Raw genomic sequence first — 19895 nt, forward strand, 5'->3', positions numbered from 1 at the left:
GATGCTTTGCAAACAGCATACGAGGCACGCCGAAACAGGGAATGGAATTTCCGTCATGGCAGGATAAGTTTTCATCATGACCGCGCCGCCCCTCGATCCCGATCTGCTGAAGGCCTTTCTCGCCGTTGCCGAGCATCGCTCCTTCACGCGCGCGGCGGCGACGCTCAACCGGACCCAGTCGGCCGTCAGCGTCCAGATCAGACGCCTGGAGGAGCGGCTCGACACCAGGCTGTTTCAGCGCACGAGGGCCGGCGTCGCGCTGACCGCAGCGGGCAACGAGTTCCTCGTCTATGCAAGGCGGCTGCTCGACCTCAATGCAGAGGCCGTCGACGCGCTGCGCAGGCGCAAGCGCGACGACGTCGTCCGCCTCGGCGTGATGGACGATTACGGCACGCTGGTCATTCCGCCCCTGCTGGCGCGCTTTGCCCGAAACCATCCCGAGATCCGCGTCGAGATCGAGACCGGACTGACCGCGACGATGCCGGCGCGGCTCGGGGACGCCTATGACCTCGTCATTGCCATGCATCCGGAGGGACGCGGAAGCGGCGAACTGCTGCGACGCGAGCAGGCGGTGTGGGCCGCGGCGAAGTCATATCCGGTCGCGGCGCAGGCCACGCTGCCCGTCGCGCTCTATCCGCCGGGCTGCCTGTTCCGGCAATGGGCCGCGGAGGCACTCGATGCCGGCGGCCGCCCGTGGCGGCTGGCCTTTGTCAGCCGGACGCTTGCCGCGGTCGAAGCAATCGCAGCACAGGGCCTTGCGATCACCGTCGTGAAAGCCGGCACTCTGCCCGCTCGCCTCCGCGCCTTGTCGGAGCGCGACGGCCTGCCCCCGCTGCCGGCCGCGGACATCCGCCTCCACCGTGCGCGCAAGCTGTCGCGCGCGGGCGGCCTGCTGGCGGATCATTTACAGCTTGGGATTTCGGAACAAGCGTCCCATATGCTGACCTGACGCGTTGCCCCACCACCGGATTGGCCGGGTTGGCTGCAAGGCCGCGAGCCAATACGGGACGGACGAGCCGTGAACATTTCCCTTTATGACCTCTCGGTGTGGGTGCTGCCGCTTGTGCTCGCCATCACCTTCCACGAGGCCGCGCACGCTTTCGTCGCCTACCGCCTCGGCGACAACACGGCCTGGCAGCTCGGCCGCGTCAGCTTCAACCCGTTCAAGCATATCGACCCGTTCGGCACCGTGATCCTCCCGGCGATGCTGCTGTTCGCGCATTCGCCGTTCCTGTTCGGCTATGCCAAGCCGGTGCCGGTGAATTTCCGCAAGCTCAACCACCCCAGGCTCGACATGGTCTGGGTGGCGCTGGCCGGGCCCGCCACCAACATCCTGCTGGCGCTTGTGGCGGCTCTCGCCCTGCACGCCCTGCCCTTCGCGCCGGCGGGGGCGGCGCAATGGATCTTCGACAATTTGAAGAATGCGCTGCTCATCAACGCCGTCCTGGCCGTCTTCAACATGATGCCGATCCCGCCGCTGGACGGCGGGCGCGTCGCGGTCGGGCTGCTGCCGCGGCCGCTCGCGCTGCCGCTGGCCCGGCTGGAGCCGTTCGGTATGTTGATCCTGATCGGCCTGTTGATCCTGCTACCGCTCGTGGGCTCGCAGTTCGGTCTAAATCTTGATGTTATTTCAGCAATACTGCGGACGTTGACCGGTTATGTGATTCAGGCTGTTCTCTTCCTGACCGGCAATGGGTAGTTGAAGCGAACATCCGAACACGAGCCGAAGGGCCAGAGGCCGACTTGGTCAAAGCTGCCGATATGCTGATCGCGCGACGCGCGGACACCCGTGCCCGCGCCGATTTCGCCACCTGGAAGATGATGGCCAAGCTCAACGGGTCGTCCGCGCTGCCCCCGGAGGCCCAGGAGTTCCTCTCGAGCTACAAGAACCTGCTGGCGCAGATGAGCGAGGGCGAGGCCACCGAGGCGACCATCGGCGCGATCTACAAGGCCTATTATGCCGAGATGGGCGGCGCGGGAACTCCGCCCGACGTCCGCCCCCGCCACTCCGAGCCGGCAGCGGACAATGTTACCGCCTTCCGTCGTCCCCCGCCGAAGCCGAAGACATCAGGCTTTTTCGGGACCGGCGCGGCCGCGGGAACCCAGAAACGGCCTCTCCCGGTGGCGCTGATCTTCGCCTGTCTGGTCGTGGTCTATGTCGGGATCCGGCTCTACTGGCGCTGAGCCTGCTTCTTCTTTTTCTTGTCGTCCGGCGGCTTGAACATGATCTCGACCGTGCGCTCGTAGCGATCCTCGGTCAGCGCGGCCGGCGGCGTCGGGAACGGATCGGATTTGTGGACCATGGAGATCGCGGCCGCATCGTAGGCCGGATCCCCTGACGACTGCACCACGTCCACCGACAGCACATTCCCACGCCGGTTCAGCGCGAAGCTCACCTTAGCGGTCTGGTTATTGGGCTCCTTGCCTTCCGGATTGACCTTGTGCGCCGAAAGATGCGCGCTGATCTTCCGGTTCCAGTCGGCCGTCAGCTTCAGCAGGTCCTTGCCGATGCCGAGCACGGGCGCCATCGCCTTCTCGGCCTCGCGCGTCGCGTCCTCGAAGGTCTGCCGCTCCATCGCGACCGACTTCTGCGACGCTTCCATCGCGGGCGTTTCGACGGCGGCGATCTTCGGATCGTCGTCCTGTTCCTTCTTCGGCTTGTTCTCGGTGACGATCCGATCGGCCTCCTCGACCTGCTGCGGCCGGTCCTGCGGCAGATCCGTCTCCTTGACCTCGGCCTTCTGCTCGGGCAGCGCCGGGCGCTCCTCCTGCTCTTCCGAGTCCGTGGGCCCCGGCGGCATGTCGGTCTCGCGTGCGGGCGGCGACGTCATCTCGACCGCGAACTCCGCCCCCGCCGCGCCCAGACCTTCGTCGCCGTCGTCGGCCTGCAGATTTGCCAGCGCGAGCGCAGCGCCACCCACGTGGAGCGCGACTGCAGCGATCGCAGCCAGGATCCACAGCTTCCGGGATGATCTGGGTTCGAGCTCAGCGTCGGACATGACGATCCTCTAGGGCTGCGCTGCGCCTGCGGCAGGCGCGCCCGCCGCCGAAGGAGGCCCTTCGAGCGCAACCAGCTTCACCCGTGTGTAGCCGCCGGAGCGCAACAGCTCCATGACGCCCATCAACTCGCCATAGGGCACGGACCGATCGGCACGCAGGAACAGGTACTTGTCCTTGCTCATGTCGGACATCGCATCGAGCGTCATGATCAACTCGGCGCGGTGCACGGAGTCCTCACCGATGGCGAGCGTCAGGTCACGCTTGATGCTGAGATAGGTCGGCTTGTCCGGCTTCTTCTGCGGCGTCGCGCTCGAGGTCGGCAGGTCGATCGGCAGATCGACCGTCGAGAGCGGCGCTGCGACCATGAAGATGATCAGCAGCACCAGGATGACGTCGATGAACGGCGTGACGTTGATGTCATGCGTTTCCGAGAAATCGTCGTCGTCATCGTTGTCTGCAAGCGAAACGGCCATGGTTCACTCCGCTGCGCGCGAATGCACGCTGCCGTGGCTGCGATCGAGATCGCGCGACAGCAGACGGGCGGCCGCGCCCGAGGCACGGCTGACCAGTTCGAGATAGCTCTTCGTCACGCGCGAGAAGTGATTGTAGATGATGACGGCGGGAATGGCGGCGACGAGGCCGATCGCGGTGGCGAGCAGCGCCTCGGCGATGCCGGGCGCGACCACGGCAAGGTTCGTGGTCTGCGACTTCGAGATGCCGATGAAGCTGTTCATGATGCCCCAGACCGTGCCGAACAGGCCGACGAAGGGCGAGGTCGAGCCGATGGTCGCGAGCACGCCCATGCCGATGCGGATGCGCCGCGCCTCGGCGCGCACGATCTCCTGGAAGCTTGAGGCCGCGCGCTCCTTGATGCCGGCATCGCTGGAGAGCCCAGCCGACATCCGCGCCTCGCGCAGCGCCGCCGCCAGGAAGGACGGCAGGATGCCCTGCTTGGCGCCGAGCGCCATCTGCGCCTCGGCGAGCGAGCGCGCCTCGGCGATCTTCTTCAGCGCCGAACGCAGCTTGCCGGAGGCGACCGACAGCTCGATCGACTTCGCGATCAGGACCGTCCAGGTCATGAGCGATGCAAAGGCGAGCCCGATCATCACCGCCTTCACGATGACGTCCGCCGACATGAACATCACCCAGGGCGACAATTCCTTCATGGACGGCGCCATGGAGACAGCCTCCGCCTTGGGGGCGGCCGGTGCGGCAGCCGTCGGAGCCGCGGTGACCGAGGGAGCCGTGGGCGCAGCCGCGGCCGGGGCTGCAGGCGCCGGAGCCGGAGCGGCGACCGGTGCCTGGGCAGCCGGCTGCTGGGTTTGTGTCTGGGCCGAAACAGGCGTTGCGAGCCAGGTGGCCACCAGTACGGCGGCTGCGGCAAGACTGGCTTGGAGATTTGTGATCTTCATACTTCGGCCCAGTAGCGAATGAGATTGTGATAGATACCCGTCAATTTGACCGTTTCGGGATCGTCACGCCCGAGCCGTTCCACCAGCGCCTGTATCGCGGTGTCGAGGTCAAAGATCATGCTCCGGGCTTGATCGTCCCGTATCATGCTCTGAAGCCAGAAGAAAGACGCAACCCGCGTTCCCCGCGTCACCGGCGTGACGAGATGGAGGCTGGTCGAGGGATAGAGCACGCAGTCGCCGGCTGGCAACTTGACTTCGTGCGAACCGTAGGTGTCCTCGATCACAAGTTCGCCACCGTCATATTCTTCCGGCTCGGCGAGGAACAGCGTGACCGACAGGTCGGTGCGGATGCGAAGGCCGGTCAGGCGGTCGCCGCGGATCGCATTGTCGACATGCAGCCCGAAATGGTGGCCGCTATCGGCCGCATAGCGGTTGAACAGCGGCGGGAAGATCTGGAGCGGGATCGCCGCCGCGATGAAGCGCGGGTTTGACGTCAGCGCCGAGATGATGCGGTTGCCGAGCTTGCGCGCGACCTCGCCATCGGGCGGCAATTGCTCGTTGCGCTTGACCATGGCCGACTGCGACCCTGCGGTCGAGCGGCCATCCTCCCATTCGCAGGCATCCATGATGCGGCGGAAATCCGCCACATCATCTTTGCTCAGGATGCCAGGCAGGCACGTCAACATGATCAGAACTTCGCTGTCGTGACGATGTAGAACGCCCGCCCCGGCGCGACCGCCACGAACGGCACTGCGCTGCGATAGAGCGTATCGTAGTACAGCTTGTTGGTGAGGTTCTGGGCGTAGAACTTCATCGTCCAGTTCTTGTCGATCTTCTTCTCGACGAACGCGTCGAAGCGCCAGTAGGCCGGCAGCTCGTTGCCGGTGTTGGCCGCGAACGTGCCGCCATAGACCTTGGAGCGGTACACCGCCTGCCCGCCCAGCTCCCAGCCGCCGTCGAACTTGTACTTGGTCAGCATGCTGAACGACTGGTGGGCGACGTTGGCGAGCTGCAGGCCGATGTTGGAGGCAATGCCGCTCTGCGTGACCTTCGACTGCATCAGCACGAGGCCGCCGAAGATGCTCCAACGGTCGGTGATCTTGCCTTCGGCCTCGATGTCGATGCCCTGGATCCGGTAGGCCGCGCCCGAGGTCAGCGTCTGCACGCCGTTCACGGGCACCGTCTCTCGCGCATTGTCCTTCGTGGTCTGGAACAGCGCAGCGCTGACCAGCAGGTGACGATCCGCCAATTCCCACTTGGTGCCGACCTCGGCAGCCTTGTTGCGCTCGGGGCCGAGCAGGATGGCGGTATTCGCCGGAACGCCACCGTAATCGGTGCCCGTCGCGTCGAGCTCCGACCCGAACGGATTTGCCGAGGTCGCATAGGCCACATAGACGCTGCCGATCGACATCGGCTTGTAGACCGCGCCGACGTTGTAATTGACGAGATCGTTGTTCTGCTTGAGCCAGGCCGAGTTGGTGGACGAGCTCTGGCTGTAGCCGTCATAGCGGACGCCGCCGTTGAGGATGACGGTGTCCTGCCAGTTCGCGGTGTCCATGACATAGACGCTGCTGGTGTTGACGCCATAGCGCGTCGGATTTCCAACCAGCGAGGGCAGAGTGCTGAAGGGAATGTAGGTGTATTGCGGCGCGTAGAGATTGACGCCCGTGACCGCGCCGTTGCTGGTCGAGCCGCCGCCGAACAGCTCGGACGAGAGGCCGGTGTAGCGGTCGATCGAGATGTTCTCGTTGGTGTATTCGACGCCGAGCACCGCGGTGTGCTTGACCCCGCCGGTGTCGAGCTTGAACGTGGCCTCGTTCTGGTTGGCCCACACGTCCACGTTCTGGTAGCGGCTCTGTGCGCTCGCCGTCGTGGTCCAGAGCATCGGATTGCCGGCGATCGTGTTCGGGTTCTGCGGCAGCGTGCCGATGTAGTTCAGCACCGAGTGCTCGCCGCGCACCTTGCTGGTCAGCGTGATGGCCTCGTTGACCTTGTACTCGATCGTACCGGTGCCGAAATCCTGCCGCGCGGTCTGGAAGTCGCGATTGAGGAAGCCGTACCAGTTCTGGCGCGGAATGCCGGCCGAGGTCACCGGCACGTTACCCTGCTTGTAGTAGGGTACGCCGAAATCGGGATAGCCGCTGAGGTCGGTGTGGACGTAGTTCGTCGTGATCTTGATGTCGTTGGTCGGGGTGTACTTGGTCGAGACGAAGCTGCCCCAGCGATTGTCGGTCACGTAGTTGCGCCCGGCGACGTTGGCGTCCTGGAACAGACCGCCGGTGCGCACCGAGAACGAGGGATCGATGACCTGGTTGACGTCGAGCGTGACGCGCTTGGTCATGTCGGTGCCGAACTCGGAATCGATGCGCTGGAAGTTGCGATCGCCCGCCTGCTTGGTGACGATGTTGATGGCGCCGCCGGCGGTGCCGCGGCCGGCATAGGACGACGCCGGGCCGCGCAGGATCTCGATCTGCTCGGTGAAGAAGTTCTCGCGAATGGAGACCGCGGGATCGCGAATGCCGTCGATGAAGACGTCGTTGCGCGCGTCGAAGCCGCGGATGAAGAAGCGGTCGCCGAACGCATTGCCGCCCTCCCCCGAGCCCAGCGTCACGCCGGCGGTCGAGCGGCCGATCTCCTTCAGCGTCGTGGCGTTCTTGTCCTCGAGCACTTCCTTGCTCAGCACCGTGATGGTCTTCGGCGTGTTCAACAGCGGCTCGGGAAACTTGCCCGAGGCCTGGACGTGGTCGACCTTGTACGGCGCGGCCGGATCCGAATAGGGATTGCGGTCCACTTCGCCGGCCGGTGCCGCGGGCGCGGCGGCCTGCTGGGCCGCCTGCTGCCGCTGCGCCGCACGGCGCAGCGCGTTGCGGGCGCGGACCTGATCAGGCGTCGGCTTCGAGGCGGTCGGACGCGGACGCGCGACGGGAGCATCGACCGTTACCGGCGGCAGGTTCGACTGCTGCGCCTCTGCGCCGCTCGACACCGACGCCACCGCGATCAAGCTCGCGACGGCCGAGACCTTCTTGCCGGAAATGCCCGAAGACTTTTCGTCAACCGGATCGAATGCTGCGACCGAACGCAACGACTTCGGTGCGACCACCTGCCCCATTACAACACGCCCCATCTTCATGTTCGCTCGTTCACTTCGACGAGCGATTGGGCTGTTGGTATCGGCGGCAAAATAGTGGGTCAATGCGGGCAAGCCGCGAGAACCCTTGAATAAGTCCAGATCAAAACGATTCTAAACTGTAGTTTGAAACGGTTCTAAACAAAGATTGGACTCGTTCTAAAACAGCTACGAAAAATGCCGCGAAATCGACGATTGGCGCAGCGATATCAATCGCTGCTCGGCGGCTTCATCAGCGAGAACAATTCGTCGACGGTCTTCTGCGCAACGGCGCGCACACGATCGGTGTTCTCCATGCCGGCGATGTTGACGCCGTTGACCACGGCTTTGATCTCGTCGCGGAAGTCGGTGAGAAAGCGCAAGGGGTCGCGCTGCTCGTTGGCGACGCGCGCAATCAACCCCGTGATCAGAATCTGACACGCGATCAGCTTGCCGTTCAGTTCATCCATGATGCACTCCCCCTCGTGGAGGCGCCGATATGGACGATGCCGATTTTCCTGACAACCGAAACGCGGCTCGCGCGATTTAGAACCGTTCTTGCGATGCGTCCTGCCGCGATTCCGGTCAGCGCACCCATCGGCCTCGGCACACCGTTTCCGATCATTGCACAAGGTTTGCACGCTGATCGGTTCGGCTGGGAAAATGCAGCACTGCACACCGGCGCGCCAGCGAGTTGCCCAAGCGGTGCAAAGCTTTCCAATTGTTTAGGATTCGCTGCCGATAGTGCTGTTTACACTGGAACTTGGCGTGTATTATACAAGCGCGCTGGAACCCTACGATTGCCCCAAAATTCGTAAAGCTAGGGCATAAGAAGCCGACACGAGCCGATATGAAAAAAACACGGCCGATCCTCTGGATTCTGATCCTCGCGGCCGTGGCCTCCGCGGGTTACTACGGTTGGCACAAATACGGCTCGCCGGACGCCGGAAAAGCCCAGACAGCTCAAAAGGGTCCGCCCCGCGCGCCCCCCATTCCCGTCAGCGTCACGCCGGTCCAGAAGGTTGATTTTCCGGTCTATCTGACCGGTCTCGGCACGGTTCAGGGCTTCAACACGGTCCAGGTCCGGACCCGGGTGGATGGACAAATCGACAAGATCGCCTTCACCGAAGGGCAGATCGTCAAGGAGGGCGAGCTTCTCGCCTCGATCGATCCCCGCCCCTATCAAGCCACGCTCGACCAGGCCAAGGCCAAGAAGGCCCAGGACGAAGCGAATCTCGCCAACGCCAATCTCGAGCTCCAGCGCGCCATGAAGCTCGGCGAGTTCGCGACCGCGCAGCGGGTCGACTCCCAGCGCTCGACCGTCGCCCAGCTCACCGCCCAGATCGCCGCCGACGAGGCCGCGATCGCCAACGCCCAGACCCAGCTCGACTACACCCAGGTCAAGGCGCCGATCACCGGCGTCGCAGGCCTGCGCCAGGTCGACGTCGGCAACATCGCCACCGCCTCCTCGCAGACGGGCATCGTCACCATCACGCAGGTCGAGCCGATTTCGGTGATCTTCACCGCGCCGGAGGACCAGCTTCCCTATATCAGCGAGGGCCAGAAGGCCGGGGCGCTCAAGGTCATCGCGTTCACCACCGACGGCAAGAAGACGCTGGCGGAAGGCAAGCTTGCCGTCATCAACAACCAGGTCGACACGACCAGCGGGACGATCCGGCTCAAGGCGGTGTTCGACAACAAGGACCATTCACTGTGGCCGGGACAGTCGGTTTCGACCCGTCTCCTGGTGCGCACGCTGAAGGACGCGACCGTCGTGCCGGATGACGCGGTCCAGCATTCGACCAACGGCCTCTATGCCTATACCGTCAATCAGGACAACAAGGCCGAGGTGCACAAGATCAAGGTCAGCTACGCCATCGACGGCCATTCCGTCGTCGACGAAGGGCTCACGCCCGGGCAGCAGGTGATCACTGGCGGTCAGTTCAAGGTGCAACCCGGAAGCCTCGTCTCGACGGCGGTGGCAAGTTCAGAACCGGGACAGAATAAGGTACGACGGGAATGACCGAGGGCGGGATTTCGGCACCTTTCATCCGTTATCCCATCGGCACCTCGCTGCTGATGGCCGGAATCCTTTTCGTCGGTCTCGTCGCCTATCCCCTGCTGCCGGTCGCACCGCTGCCGCAGGTCGACTTCCCGACCATCCAGATCACCGCCAACCTGCCGGGCGGCAGCCCCGAGACGATGGCCTCGTCGGTTGCCCAGCCGCTGGAGCGCCAGTTCGCCCAGATCCCCGGCATCGCCCAGATGACTTCGACGAGTTATCTCGGCACCGCGTCGATCACCATCCAGTTCGACCTCAACCGCAGCATCGACGGCGCCGCCAACGACGTGCAGGGCGCCATCAACGCCGCCAGCGGCCAGCTGCCGAAGAACCTGCCTTCGCCGCCGACCTACCGCAAGGTCAACCCGGCCGACGCTCCGATCCTGCTGCTGTCGGCGACCTCGGAGACGCTGCCTCTGACCACCGTCAGCGACGCAGTCGACGCGCAGCTCGCCCAGCAGATCAGCCAGCTCTCGGGCGTGGCCCAGGTCTTCATCGGCGGCCAGCAGAAACCGTCCATCCGCATCCAGGTCGACCCGGCGAAGCTCGTCGCCAAGGGCCTGTCGATGGAGGACGTCCGCAGCCAGATCGCGATCACCACGGTCGACAGCCCCAAGGGCAATATCGACGGCGAGAAGCGCGCCTACACGATCTACGCCAACGACCAGCTCACCCAGTCCAAGGACTGGAACGACGTCATCATCGCCTACCGCAACGGAGGCCCGTTGCGAATCCGCGACATCGGCCAGGCGGTCAGCGGCGCCGAGGACGCCAAGCAGGCGGCCTGGGCCAATGGCAAGCGCGGCGTGTTCCTGGTGATCTTCAAGCAGCCGGGCGCCAACGTCATCGAGACCGTCGACAGGATCAAGGCGACCCTGCCCCGTCTCGTGGCGGCGATCCCGCCCGCGATCAAGATCGAGCTGATCAGCGACCGCACCACCACCATCCGCGCCGCGGTCGAGGACGTCCAGTTCACGCTGCTCTTGACCATCGCCCTGGTGGTCATGGTCATCTTCATCTTCCTGCGCAGCTTCTGGGCCACCGTCATCCCCACCATCACGGTTCCACTGGCGCTATTGGGCGCGTGTGCGCTGATGTGGGTGGTCGGCTATTCGCTCGACAATCTGTCGCTGATGGCGCTCACCATCGCGGTCGGATTCGTCGTCGACGACGCCATCGTGATGCTCGAGAACATCACGCGCTATATCGAGGAGGGCGAATCTCCGATGGCGGCGGCCTTCCGCGGTTCCAAGGAAATCGGCTTCACCATCGTGTCGATCAGCATCTCGCTGGTCGCGGTGCTGATCCCGCTGCTGCTGATGGGCGGCATCATCGGCCGCCTGTTCCGGGAATTCGCCGTCGTTCTGGCCATGACCATCTTCGTCTCGATGTTCGTGTCGCTGACGCTGACGCCGATGATGGCCTCGCGCTTCCTGCGCGCCCATGGAGAAGTGTCCCACGGCAAGTTCTACCAGTGGAGCGAGCGCGCCTTCGACAGCATGCTGCGCGGCTACGAATATGTGCTCGACCATGCCCTTGCCTGGCGGCGCACCACGCTCACGATCTTCTTCGCGACGCTCGGCCTGTCGATCTACCTGTTCATCCTGATCCCGAAAGGCTTCTTCCCGCAGCAGGACGTCGGCCTGATCACGGCGACCTCCGAAGCCTCACAGGACATCTCGTTCAAGGAGATGCAGCGCCGTCAGGTCGAGCTCGGCAAGATCGTGATGGAAGACCCCGACGTCGCCACGATCGCGATGAACATCGGCGGCAGCGGCCGCGCCGGCAACAACGGCAACATGTTCATCACGCTGAAGCCGCGCAACCAGCGTGAGGCCTCGGCGCAGCAGATCATCGCGCGGCTGCGTCCCAAGCTCGAGAAGGTGTCCGGCGCCCGTCTCTACATGCAGGCGGCCCAGGACGTCCGCCTCGGCGGCCGGCCGACCCGCACGCAGTTCGAGTTCACACTGCAGGATGCCGATCTCGCCGAGCTCAACGACTGGGCGCCGAAGATCCTGGCCAAGATGCAGACGCTGCCGGAGCTGCGCGACGTCGCCACCGACCAGCAGACCCAGGGCACCACGGTCCAGCTCAAGATCAACCGCGACACCGCCTCGCGCTACGGCATCCAGCCGCAGCTGATCGACGACACGCTGTACGACGCCTTTGGTCAGCGGCAGGTGACGCAGTATTTCACCCAGCTCAACACCTACAAGGTGATCCTCGAAATCCTGCCGGAGCTGCAGGGCAATCTCGACAGCCTGAACAAGCTCTATCTGAAATCGCCGCTGACCGGCGACCAGGTGCCGCTGTCGACCTTCGCGACCTGGACCACCGATCCGGTCCGCCCGCTCTCGATCAGCCACCAGGGCCAGTTCCCGGCGATCACGATCAGCTTCAACCTCGCGCAGGGCGTTGCGCTCGGCCAGGCCACCGAGGCCGTGCAGAAGGCGATGGCCGATCTCGGCGCGCCGCCGACGCTGAACTCGAGCTTCCAGGGCACCGCACAGGCGTTCCAGCAATCGCTCGGCACGGTGCCGCTGCTGATCCTCGCCGCGCTGGTCGTGGTCTATCTGATCCTCGGCATCCTCTACGAGAGCTACATCCACCCGATCACGATTCTATCCACGCTGCCCTCGGCCGGCGTCGGCGCTCTCGCGATCCTGATGGCGGCCGGATTCGACTTCAGCCTGATCGCGCTGATCGGCATCATCCTCTTGATCGGCATCGTGAAGAAGAACGGCATCATGATGGTCGACTTCGCCATCGCCGCCGAGCGCGACGAGCACAAGACGCCGGCGGAATCGATCCGCCAGGCCGCGCTGCTGCGTTTCCGCCCGATCATGATGACGACGATGGCCGCCCTGCTCGGCGGCGTGCCCCTGATGCTCGGCCACGGCACCGGCGCCGAAATCCGCCAGCCGCTCGGCTACGCCATGGTCGGCGGCCTGATCGTCAGTCAGGCGCTGACGCTGTTCACCACGCCCGTCGTCTATCTCTATCTCGACGAGCTCAACAACTGGTTCTCGAGCTGGGGCCGTTCCGGCGACGGCGAAGGCCACGAAGCATCCGAGCACAGCACCGTCAAGGAAGCCGCCGAGTAAGCTTGCGCCGTGCGCCTCGCAACGCTACAGCGAGGCCTCGGTTCACGCCAACGCGGTTTCGCCATGTCCATGCAATCCAGACTTGTTGCCCTCGCCGCTGCTGCCCTGCTGTCGACGGGCGCCGCGTACGCCCAGCAGGGCGCCAAGAAGAACGCAGCGCCCCCTGCTCCCGCCGCACAGCCCGCGCCTGCACCGACGCAAGCGCAGGCCGACGGCGCTCCCGGCCAGCCCGGCTGGATCGTCCGCTGCACCAGCGCCAGCCGCGACGCACCGCTCGAATGCGCGATGGAGCAGAACGCGGTGCTGACCAAGACCGGCCAGACCGTCGTCCTGATCAACATCCGCATCGCGCCCGACACGCGCACGCCCGTGGCGCTGCTGCAATTGCCGCTCGGCCTCAACCTTCCCGTCGGCGCCAAGCTCCAGGTCGACGAGGGCAAGACGTTCGACCTGCAGATCCAGACCTGCGAGAACCGCGGCTGCTACGCCTCGACGCCGATCGCGGCGGACCTGCTCACGGCCCTGCGGTCGGGCAAGCAGCTCAAGGTCTCCTTCCAGAACATGGCGAAAGAGACGATCGCGATCCCGATGCCGCTCGGCGATTTCGCGGCGGCCTACGACAAGATCAAGTAACTACTGCTCACCAGGTTTTCTGCCGGCGCGCCGCCCCTCTCACCTCGTCATTGAGAGGAGCCCTTGCGACGAAGCAATCCAGGCTGCCTCCGCGGAACGTTTCTGGATTGCTTCGCGGAGCCTGTCATCGGGCCGCGCTTCGCGCGGACCCGTTGGCTCGCAATGACGGCGTGGATGCAGCGCGTTCACTGCCGCGCCATCTGCGCGTTGCCGACGGCATTGCCGTCGAGCTTCTGATCATTGTGCATGGTGACGGAGACGCGCAGCAGCCGGCCCTCGAATTCGAACGGCGCCTCGTAGTGCGAGACCGGGCTGCCGCGGTCGCGACCGATGTCGAGGCCGGACCACGAAATCAGCGTGTGGAAGCCGAGCTGGGTCTGGAGCGAGCCCGCCGGCTCGCCGTCGATGAGCAGCGTGTATTCGGTGACGCCGGTGCGCGAGCCCTTGGCCGGCGGCTCCTTGCGCACCAGGCGCTCGACGTGAACGCCGAGCCGGCGCGCACCTGACGGCACTTTCCGATCCGAGCGCACGACCTGATGGCTGCCGCCGATGTTGAGATCGTGCACGAGGTGGCCATCCCTGACGTACAGGCTGTACCCCGATGTCGCATCGCCGTGCGAGATCAGCACGCCGTCCGCTCCGCACTCTTCGATCTCGACATGGGCCTCGATCGTGTAGCTGCGGCTGCGCACATCGGGCGCGACGTCGGTCGGCACGTGACCCATGCCGGCGTGAAAGACGAAATGATGGCGCGCGCCGTGAAAGCGCGCGGCATTCTCCGCAAAGCGCGGGCCGAAGCGGTCATCGAGCGGCAGCACCTTGTGCTTCTCGGCCTCCGTCCACCATGTCGCGATCATCGCGGCCAGACGCTCCGGCTCCCGTGCGGCGAGGTCATTGGTCTCCGAGAAATCCTCGTCGAGGTGGAACAGCTCCCATTTGTCGTTCTCGAACGGCGTGCCCGACGGATGGAACGCGACCGCCTTCCAGCCCCCCTGCCAGAGGCCGCGATGGCCGAACATCTCGAAATATTGCGGCGAGCCCTTTGAGGGTGCGGACGCATCTGTGATCGAGCGCGCAAAGCTCTCACCCTCGAGCGGCATTTGCGGGCAGCCGGCAATCGTGTTCGGAGACTCGATGCCGATCAGCTCCAGCAGCGTCGGCGTGAGATCGCAGGCGTGCACGAACTGATGCCTCAGCTCGCCGCTCGCAGCGATCCGCTTCGGCCAGTTGACGACGAAGGGATCGCGGATGCCGCCGCCATGGGTGTTCTGCTTGTAGCGGCGCAACGGTGTATTCGACGCCATCGCCCAGCCATGCGGAAAGTTGCTGTGGGTGTCGGGGCCGCCGATGTCGTCGATGCGGGCGAGCTTCTCAGCTATCGGCTCCGGCTTGAAGTTGAACGGCCCCATCGCGTTGACGAAGCCGAGCGGCCCGCCCTCCTGGCTCGCACCGTTGTCGGACATCACGATGATCACGGTGTTGTCGCGGATGCCGGCCGTCTCCAGGAATGCGACGAGCCGCGCAAGATGGCGATCGGAATGGTCGAGCATGCCGGCGAACGCCGCCTGCAGGCGGGTGAAGACGCGGCGCTCGTCGGGCGAATGATCCTCCCACGCCTTCACGCCGTCGTTGCGCGGCGGCATCCGCGTGTCCGGCGGCACCAGTCCCATCGCCTTCTGGCGCGCCAGCCGCTGCTCCCGCTCGACGTCCCAGCCATGCGCGAAGGCAGCGTCGTAGCTCCGGATGATGTCGGCCGGCGCCTGGTGCGGCGCGTGACAGGCGCCGAGCGCGACCCAGGTCAGCCAGGGAACATCAGGGCGGTCGGCGACGTGGTCGCCAATGAAGCGGATCGACTGGTCGATCAGATCCTCGGTCAGATGGTAGCCGTCGGCGTAAGTGCCCGGCGGATCGATATGCGTGTTGTCGGAGACGAGCTCCGGCGCGTATTGATCTGTCTCCGCGTCGAGGAAGCCGTAGAAGCGATCAAAACCGCGGCCGAGCGGCCAGCCGTCGAACGGCCCGGTGGCGCCGCTCTCGGTCAGCGGCGTGACATGCCATTTGCCGATCATGTAGTTGCGATAGCCGTACACGCGCAGTATCTCGGCGAGCGTCCCCGCCTCGCGCGCGATCTTGCCGCGATAGCCTGGATAGCCGGAATCGAAATTGGCGAGGCAACCGACGCCGACGGAATGGTGGTTGCGCCCGGTCAGCAGCGCGGCGCGCGTCGTCGAGCACATCGCGGTGGTGTGGAAGCCGGAGTAGCGCAGGCCTTCGGCCGCGAGCCTGTCGATGGTCGGCGTCCTGATCGCCGAGCCGTAGCAGCCGAAATCGGAGAAGCCGACATCGTCGAACAGCACCACCAGGATGTTCGGGGCGCCCTCGGGCGGATTCACGGCGTCGGGCCACCAGGGCTTTGAATCCGCGACCGTCTTGCCGACGGTGCCGCGGAACGGCGCGGTGCTGCCTGCGCTCATCTGCTCCTCCCTGCTCGCTGCCTCGGGCTTGGTTGCCTTTGGCTTGTTGCCGTGACCGTCACGGTTGACCCGCGATCAGCCGCCCTCTAAATTATAATCCGAATTATGATTATGATTTACGGCGGATGCAAGCACGGATGCAGTCACGTTCGGAGCCCGGGTTTCGCGACTTCGACCTGCCCGGGGTCGCCCCGTCGCGGCAGAAGCGCAGCCACCAGACCACGCTGGCTCTGCTGCGCGCCGGCGCCGACATGCTGCGCAGACGCAACCTTGCCGAACTCTCGATCGAGGCTCTCTGCACCGAAGTCGGCGTCACCGTCGGCGCCTTCTACAGCCGCTTCGAGAGCAAGGAGGCCTATTTCAACGCGCTGATGGCGCTGGCCGCGCGCGACGGCGAGCAGCGGCTCGGCCACATCAGGCCGCCGTCAGCCGATACGAGTCTCGACAAGCTCTGCCATGTCATCGTCGGCGGCGTCATCGGCTGGATGCGTGACCACGAAGGCGTGCTGCGCGCCGCGCTCCAGCACGACGACACCCGTCCGGACAAATGGACGCCGTTCAAGGCGCTCGCCCAGGCCACCACGGCGCGCGCCACCCCTCTCCTGCTCCCGGCCATGGGCAAGGGCCGCAAGGCCGCGAAGACCCGCGCGATCGCCTTCGGCTTCCAGGTCGTGCTGGGCACGCTGGTGAACGCGATCCTCAACGATCCCGGACCGCTGTCGCTATCGTCGAAGGAGATGGAGTCGCGGCTCGCCGGCTGCCTGCTGTTGTTGCTGCAGGCGGAAGCCGGTCAGTCCACGCCGAGATAGGCCTTCTGCACCTGCGGGTCCTGCGCGAGCGCAGCCGCCGTGCCCGACAGCACGCTCTTGCCGACCTGGAGCACGGTGGCGAAGTCGGAGACCTCGAGCGCGAGTTCGATCGACTGCTCGGCAAGCAGGATGGTCAGGCCCTCGCGGTGCAGGCGGCCAAAGGTCTCGTACATGGACTCGACCACCGCCGGCGCGAGGCCGAGCGAGGGCTCGTCCAGCATCAGAAGCTTTGGGTCGCTCATCAGCGCGCGGCCGACCGCCAGCATCTGCCGCTCGCCGCCGGACATGGTGCCGGCGCGCTGGTCGCGACGCTCCTTCAGGCGCGGGAAGATCTCGTAGACGCGTTCGAGCAGCGCGGCCTGCTTCGACTTGTCGTGCAGCGGCGTGGCGCCAAGCATCAGATTGTTCTCGACGCTCTGCTGCACGAACAGGCGCCAGCCCTCCGGCGACAGCGCCAGACCCTTGCGCACGATCGCAAAAGCCTTCTGGCCGGCGATCTCCTCGCCGCGAAAGCTGATCGAGCCGGAATGGACGGGGATGAGACCGGCAATCGCGTTCAGCGTCGTGGTCTTGCCGCCGCCATTGGAGCCGAGCAGCGCGACGACGCTGCCCTCGGGCACTTCCAGCGAGACGTCGGAGACGCCGATCAGGTCGCCATAGCGCACCTCGAGGTGCTCGATCCGCAGAAGCGCCCCGCTCATAGGTCCGGCCCGCCCATCAGCTCGACCGGAGTATGGCCGGCGGCGGCCTTCGCCGCGCGAGTGCCGAGATAGGCCGCAATCACCGCCGGATTGGACGTGACCTCCCGCGGCGAGCCGCGCGCGATCTCCTTGCCCTGGTGAAACACCATCACGCGGCTCGCCAGCGACATGATCACTTCCATGATGTGCTCGACGATGACGAGCGTGATGCCGGAGCGGTGGATGTCGCGGACGAGATCGATCGCGAGCTTCACCTCATGCGCGTTGAGGCCGGCCATGGCCTCGTCGAGCAGCAGCACCTTCGGCTCGGTCGCAAGCGCGCGGGCGATCTCGAGCCGCTTGCGGCCGGGCGTGCCGAGCGAGCGTGCCGGCGCATCCGCCAGCCTGCTCATGCCGACCCGCTCCAGCACCGCATGCGCCTTGGCCTCGGCCTCCTTGCGATGCGAGGAGCGCAGGAACGCGCCGATCATCACATTCTCGAGCACCGTCATACCTTCGAAGGTCTGCGGCACCTGGAAGGTGCGGGCGAGCCCGAGTTCGGCGCGTAGCTCCGGCGTGAAGTCGGTGATGTCGGCCCCTTCGAACAGCACGCGGCCCGAGGTGGTCTTGAGGTCGCCGGTGAGGCAGTTGAAGAAGGTCGATTTTCCGGCGCCGTTCGGACCGATCAGGCCGAGGATGTCGCCCTGCTCCAGCGTCACGGAGGCATCGTCCACCGCCTTGAAGCTGCCGAACGCCTTGGTGATGTTGCGCGCTTCAAGGAGCATGGCCGGCTCCCGTGTCCGTCTTCGGCTTGCCGCGCCGGATGAACAGGCTGAGCAGCCCGCCCGGCTGGAAGCGGGCGATCAGGACGATGATCGCACCATAGACCACGAAGGTGAGGCCCGCGCCCTTGCCGCCGAGCCAACTGTTGGAGATTTCCTCCAGCGGCACGAGGATCGCGGCCCCCACCAGCGGGCCGAACAGCAGCCCTGCCCCGCCCAGCGCGGCCATGATCAGGATCTTCACCGAGATCAGGATGCCGAGACCGGACTCGGGATCGACGAAGCCGAACATCATCGCATAGAGCGCCCCGGCAACGCTGGTCAGCGCCGCGCTCAGCATGAAGGCGTAGAGCTTGGTGCGGCTCGCGGGCGCGCCGAGCGAGCGTGCGGCGCGCTCGGAATCCTTGATCGCGCGCAGGTAAAATCCCATCCGGCTGTTGGTCATCCACCAGGTGATCGCAAGCGTGATCGCGAGGACGGCGAGGAAGAGATAGTAGTACGGCAGCGACGACAGGAACGAGAGATCGAAGACGTTGCGCGGCACGGTCGGGCCGGAGAGACCGACGGCCGCACCCAGCCATTCGGTATTGGTCACGATCAGCCGCATGGTCTCGGCCACCGCGATCGTCGCCATGCTGAAATAATGGCCCGACAGGCGCAGCGTCGGCACGCCGATGATCGCGGCAAGCCCCACCGCCAGCACGATGCCGCCGGGAATGCCGATCAGCGGCGACAGGCCGAATTTTGCGTAGGAGCCCATCGCGGCATAGGCACCGCAGCCGAAGAACACGACGTGCCCCACCGAGACCTGCCCGGCATAACCGCCGACGATGTTCCAGGCGGACGCCGCAATGGCATAGAGCAGCACCAGCGCGCCGAGGCGCTGCTGGAACGGCGAGGACAGCAGCAACGGATAGGCGATCGCAAGGGCTGCGACGACCGAGAGCCAGATCCAGCGCCGCATCACATCTTCCCCATCAGGCCCTGCGGCCGGAACCAGAGGAAGAACAGGAACAGGACGTAGACGACGATGTCCTTGTAGATCGCGCCGATCAGATAGCCGGACAGCGACTCGATGACGCCGATCAAGAGGCCCGCGACCAGCGCGCCCGGCACGCTGCCGAAGCCGCCCAGCGACACCGTGACGAAGGCGACGATGCCGAGCGTCTCGCCGACGGTCGGCACGATGTAGAAGAAATTGGCGATCAGCGCGCCGGCAAGGCCGGTGGCGCCGGCCGCGATCGCCCACGCGATCGCCTGCATGGTGTCGGGCCGGATGCCCATCAGCTGGGCCGCGGTCTGATCCTCTGCCACCGCCAGCATTTTGGAGCCGAGCGAGGTGCGCGTCAGCAGCAGGTGCAGGCCGAGCGTCACCAGCAGCGCGACGATTCCGGCCAAGAGCCGCGAGGCCTCGATGCGCAGGCCCGCAAAGGCATAGGTGCCGCCGACGATATCCTGCGGCATCGACAGGAAGTTGGCGCCGAACCACCAGAACACGGAATAGCGCAGCAGCAGCGCCAGCCCGAAGGTGCCGAGGATCTGCGCCAGCATCGGCCCCTTCATGATGTCGCGGATCAGGGCGAAATAGACCACGACGCCGAGGGTTGCGAGCACCAGCGTCGCCAGCGGTGCGCCCAGGATCGGCCCGCCCCCCATCAGGGTGTAGACGACATAGGCGACGTACATGCCGAGCATGACGAAGTCGCCATGCGCGAAATTGACGATGTTCATCATGCCCCACACCAGTGTGAGGCCGGAGGAAAACAGGGCGTAGACGGCGCCAAGCAGAAGCCCGCCGACGATCACCTGCACGAGGACAAAGGACATGAGCCG

18 protein-coding genes are annotated in these 19895 nt (G+C 65.4%); 7 read left to right on the forward strand and 11 right to left on the reverse strand.

Annotation, left to right across the window (positions count from 1 at the left end):
• Positions 1 to 76 precede the first annotated feature (76 nt).
• The 3 genes from A7X65_RS10550 (at position 77) to A7X65_RS10560 (ending at position 2184) form a co-directional block, all read left to right on the forward strand.
• Complete coding sequence (locus tag A7X65_RS10550; RefSeq protein WP_063684475.1) at positions 77 to 949, forward strand: LysR family transcriptional regulator; 873 nt, start codon at positions 77 to 79, stop codon at positions 947 to 949.
• Positions 950 to 1018: 69 nt separating this feature from the next.
• Complete coding sequence (locus tag A7X65_RS10555; protein ID WP_063684476.1) at positions 1019 to 1699, forward strand: site-2 protease family protein; 681 nt, start codon at positions 1019 to 1021, stop codon at positions 1697 to 1699.
• A gap of 62 nt (positions 1700 to 1761) precedes the next feature.
• The gene (locus A7X65_RS10560; RefSeq protein ID WP_063684914.1) at positions 1762 to 2184 is read left to right on the forward strand and encodes a hypothetical protein; all 423 of its coding nucleotides are present in this window, start codon (positions 1762 to 1764) and stop codon (positions 2182 to 2184) included.
• Here the strand turns inward: A7X65_RS10560 and A7X65_RS10565 are convergent.
• The 6 genes from A7X65_RS10565 to A7X65_RS10590 form a co-directional block, all read right to left on the reverse strand.
• Positions 2172 to 2999 carry an energy transducer TonB gene (locus A7X65_RS10565; protein ID WP_063684477.1) on the reverse strand — a complete coding sequence of 276 codons (828 nt, stop codon included), beginning with the start codon at positions 2997 to 2999 and terminating at the stop codon, positions 2172 to 2174. The two genes, A7X65_RS10560 and A7X65_RS10565, sit on opposite strands and share 13 nt — an antisense overlap.
• 9 nt (positions 3000 to 3008) lie before the next feature.
• On the reverse strand, positions 3009 to 3473 hold the full coding sequence (gene exbD / locus A7X65_RS10570; protein ID WP_063684478.1) for a TonB system transport protein ExbD: 465 nt from the start codon (positions 3471 to 3473) through the stop codon (positions 3009 to 3011).
• 3 nt (positions 3474 to 3476) lie between these two features.
• Positions 3477 to 4412 carry a tonB-system energizer ExbB gene (exbB, locus tag A7X65_RS10575; protein WP_063684479.1) on the reverse strand — a complete coding sequence of 312 codons (936 nt, stop codon included), beginning with the start codon at positions 4410 to 4412 and terminating at the stop codon, positions 3477 to 3479.
• Positions 4409 to 5098, reverse strand: a complete 690-nt coding sequence (locus A7X65_RS10580; protein WP_063684480.1) for a Fe2+-dependent dioxygenase — start codon at positions 5096 to 5098, stop codon at positions 4409 to 4411. The genes exbB and A7X65_RS10580 overlap by 4 nt, the downstream gene beginning before the upstream one ends.
• A gap of 2 nt (positions 5099 to 5100) precedes the next feature.
• Complete coding sequence (locus A7X65_RS10585) at positions 5101 to 7521, reverse strand: TonB-dependent receptor (RefSeq protein ID WP_063684481.1); 2421 nt, start codon at positions 7519 to 7521, stop codon at positions 5101 to 5103.
• A gap of 227 nt (positions 7522 to 7748) precedes the next feature.
• On the reverse strand, positions 7749 to 7988 hold the full coding sequence (locus tag A7X65_RS10590; protein ID WP_063684482.1) for a hypothetical protein: 240 nt from the start codon (positions 7986 to 7988) through the stop codon (positions 7749 to 7751).
• 380 nt (positions 7989 to 8368) lie between these two features.
• Between A7X65_RS10590 and A7X65_RS10595 the strand changes: the two genes are divergently transcribed.
• The 3 genes from A7X65_RS10595 (at position 8369) to A7X65_RS10605 (ending at position 13317) form a co-directional block, all read left to right on the forward strand.
• Entirely contained in the window at positions 8369 to 9541 is a 1173-nt protein-coding gene (locus tag A7X65_RS10595) for an efflux RND transporter periplasmic adaptor subunit (protein ID WP_063684483.1), read from the forward strand.
• Positions 9538 to 12684 carry an efflux RND transporter permease subunit gene (locus A7X65_RS10600; protein ID WP_063684484.1) on the forward strand — a complete coding sequence of 1049 codons (3147 nt, stop codon included), beginning with the start codon at positions 9538 to 9540 and terminating at the stop codon, positions 12682 to 12684. Before A7X65_RS10595 ends, A7X65_RS10600 begins: the two co-directional genes overlap by 4 nt.
• A 63-nt stretch (positions 12685 to 12747) precedes the next feature.
• Positions 12748 to 13317: an invasion associated locus B family protein gene (locus tag A7X65_RS10605; protein WP_063684485.1), complete on the forward strand. Its 570-nt coding sequence runs from the start codon at positions 12748 to 12750 to the stop codon at positions 13315 to 13317.
• Between the two features lie 185 nt (positions 13318 to 13502).
• On the opposite strand, the gene A7X65_RS10610 is transcribed toward A7X65_RS10605, so the two are convergent.
• Positions 13503 to 15791: an arylsulfatase gene (locus A7X65_RS10610; protein ID WP_063684486.1), complete on the reverse strand. Its 2289-nt coding sequence runs from the start codon at positions 15789 to 15791 to the stop codon at positions 13503 to 13505.
• Between the two features lie 125 nt (positions 15792 to 15916).
• Between A7X65_RS10610 and A7X65_RS10615 the strand changes: the two genes are divergently transcribed.
• Positions 15917 to 16600, forward strand: a complete 684-nt coding sequence (locus tag A7X65_RS10615) for a TetR/AcrR family transcriptional regulator (protein WP_063684487.1) — start codon at positions 15917 to 15919, stop codon at positions 16598 to 16600.
• Here the strand turns inward: A7X65_RS10615 and A7X65_RS10620 are convergent.
• Genes A7X65_RS10620 through A7X65_RS10635 form a run of 4 tightly spaced genes read right to left on the reverse strand, consistent with a single transcriptional unit; the run spans position 16582 to position 19889 of the window.
• On the reverse strand, positions 16582 to 17301 hold the full coding sequence (locus A7X65_RS10620) for an ABC transporter ATP-binding protein (protein ID WP_063684488.1): 720 nt from the start codon (positions 17299 to 17301) through the stop codon (positions 16582 to 16584). The two genes, A7X65_RS10615 and A7X65_RS10620, sit on opposite strands and share 19 nt — an antisense overlap.
• Entirely contained in the window at positions 17298 to 18065 is a 768-nt protein-coding gene (locus A7X65_RS10625) for an ABC transporter ATP-binding protein (protein ID WP_063684489.1), read from the reverse strand. The genes A7X65_RS10620 and A7X65_RS10625 overlap by 4 nt, the downstream gene beginning before the upstream one ends.
• The gene (locus A7X65_RS10630; protein ID WP_063684490.1) at positions 18055 to 19026 is read right to left on the reverse strand and encodes a branched-chain amino acid ABC transporter permease; all 972 of its coding nucleotides are present in this window, start codon (positions 19024 to 19026) and stop codon (positions 18055 to 18057) included. The genes A7X65_RS10625 and A7X65_RS10630 overlap by 11 nt, the downstream gene beginning before the upstream one ends.
• Positions 19026 to 19889, reverse strand: coding sequence for a branched-chain amino acid ABC transporter permease (locus A7X65_RS10635; RefSeq protein ID WP_063684491.1), 864 nt, complete (start codon positions 19887 to 19889; stop codon positions 19026 to 19028). Before A7X65_RS10635 ends, A7X65_RS10630 begins: the two co-directional genes overlap by 1 nt.
• Positions 19890 to 19895: the final 6 nt, after the last annotated feature.

It is taken from the genome of Bradyrhizobium stylosanthis, from assembly GCF_001641335.1.
In the GTDB taxonomy this organism is placed as follows: domain Bacteria; phylum Pseudomonadota; class Alphaproteobacteria; order Rhizobiales; family Xanthobacteraceae; genus Bradyrhizobium; species Bradyrhizobium stylosanthis.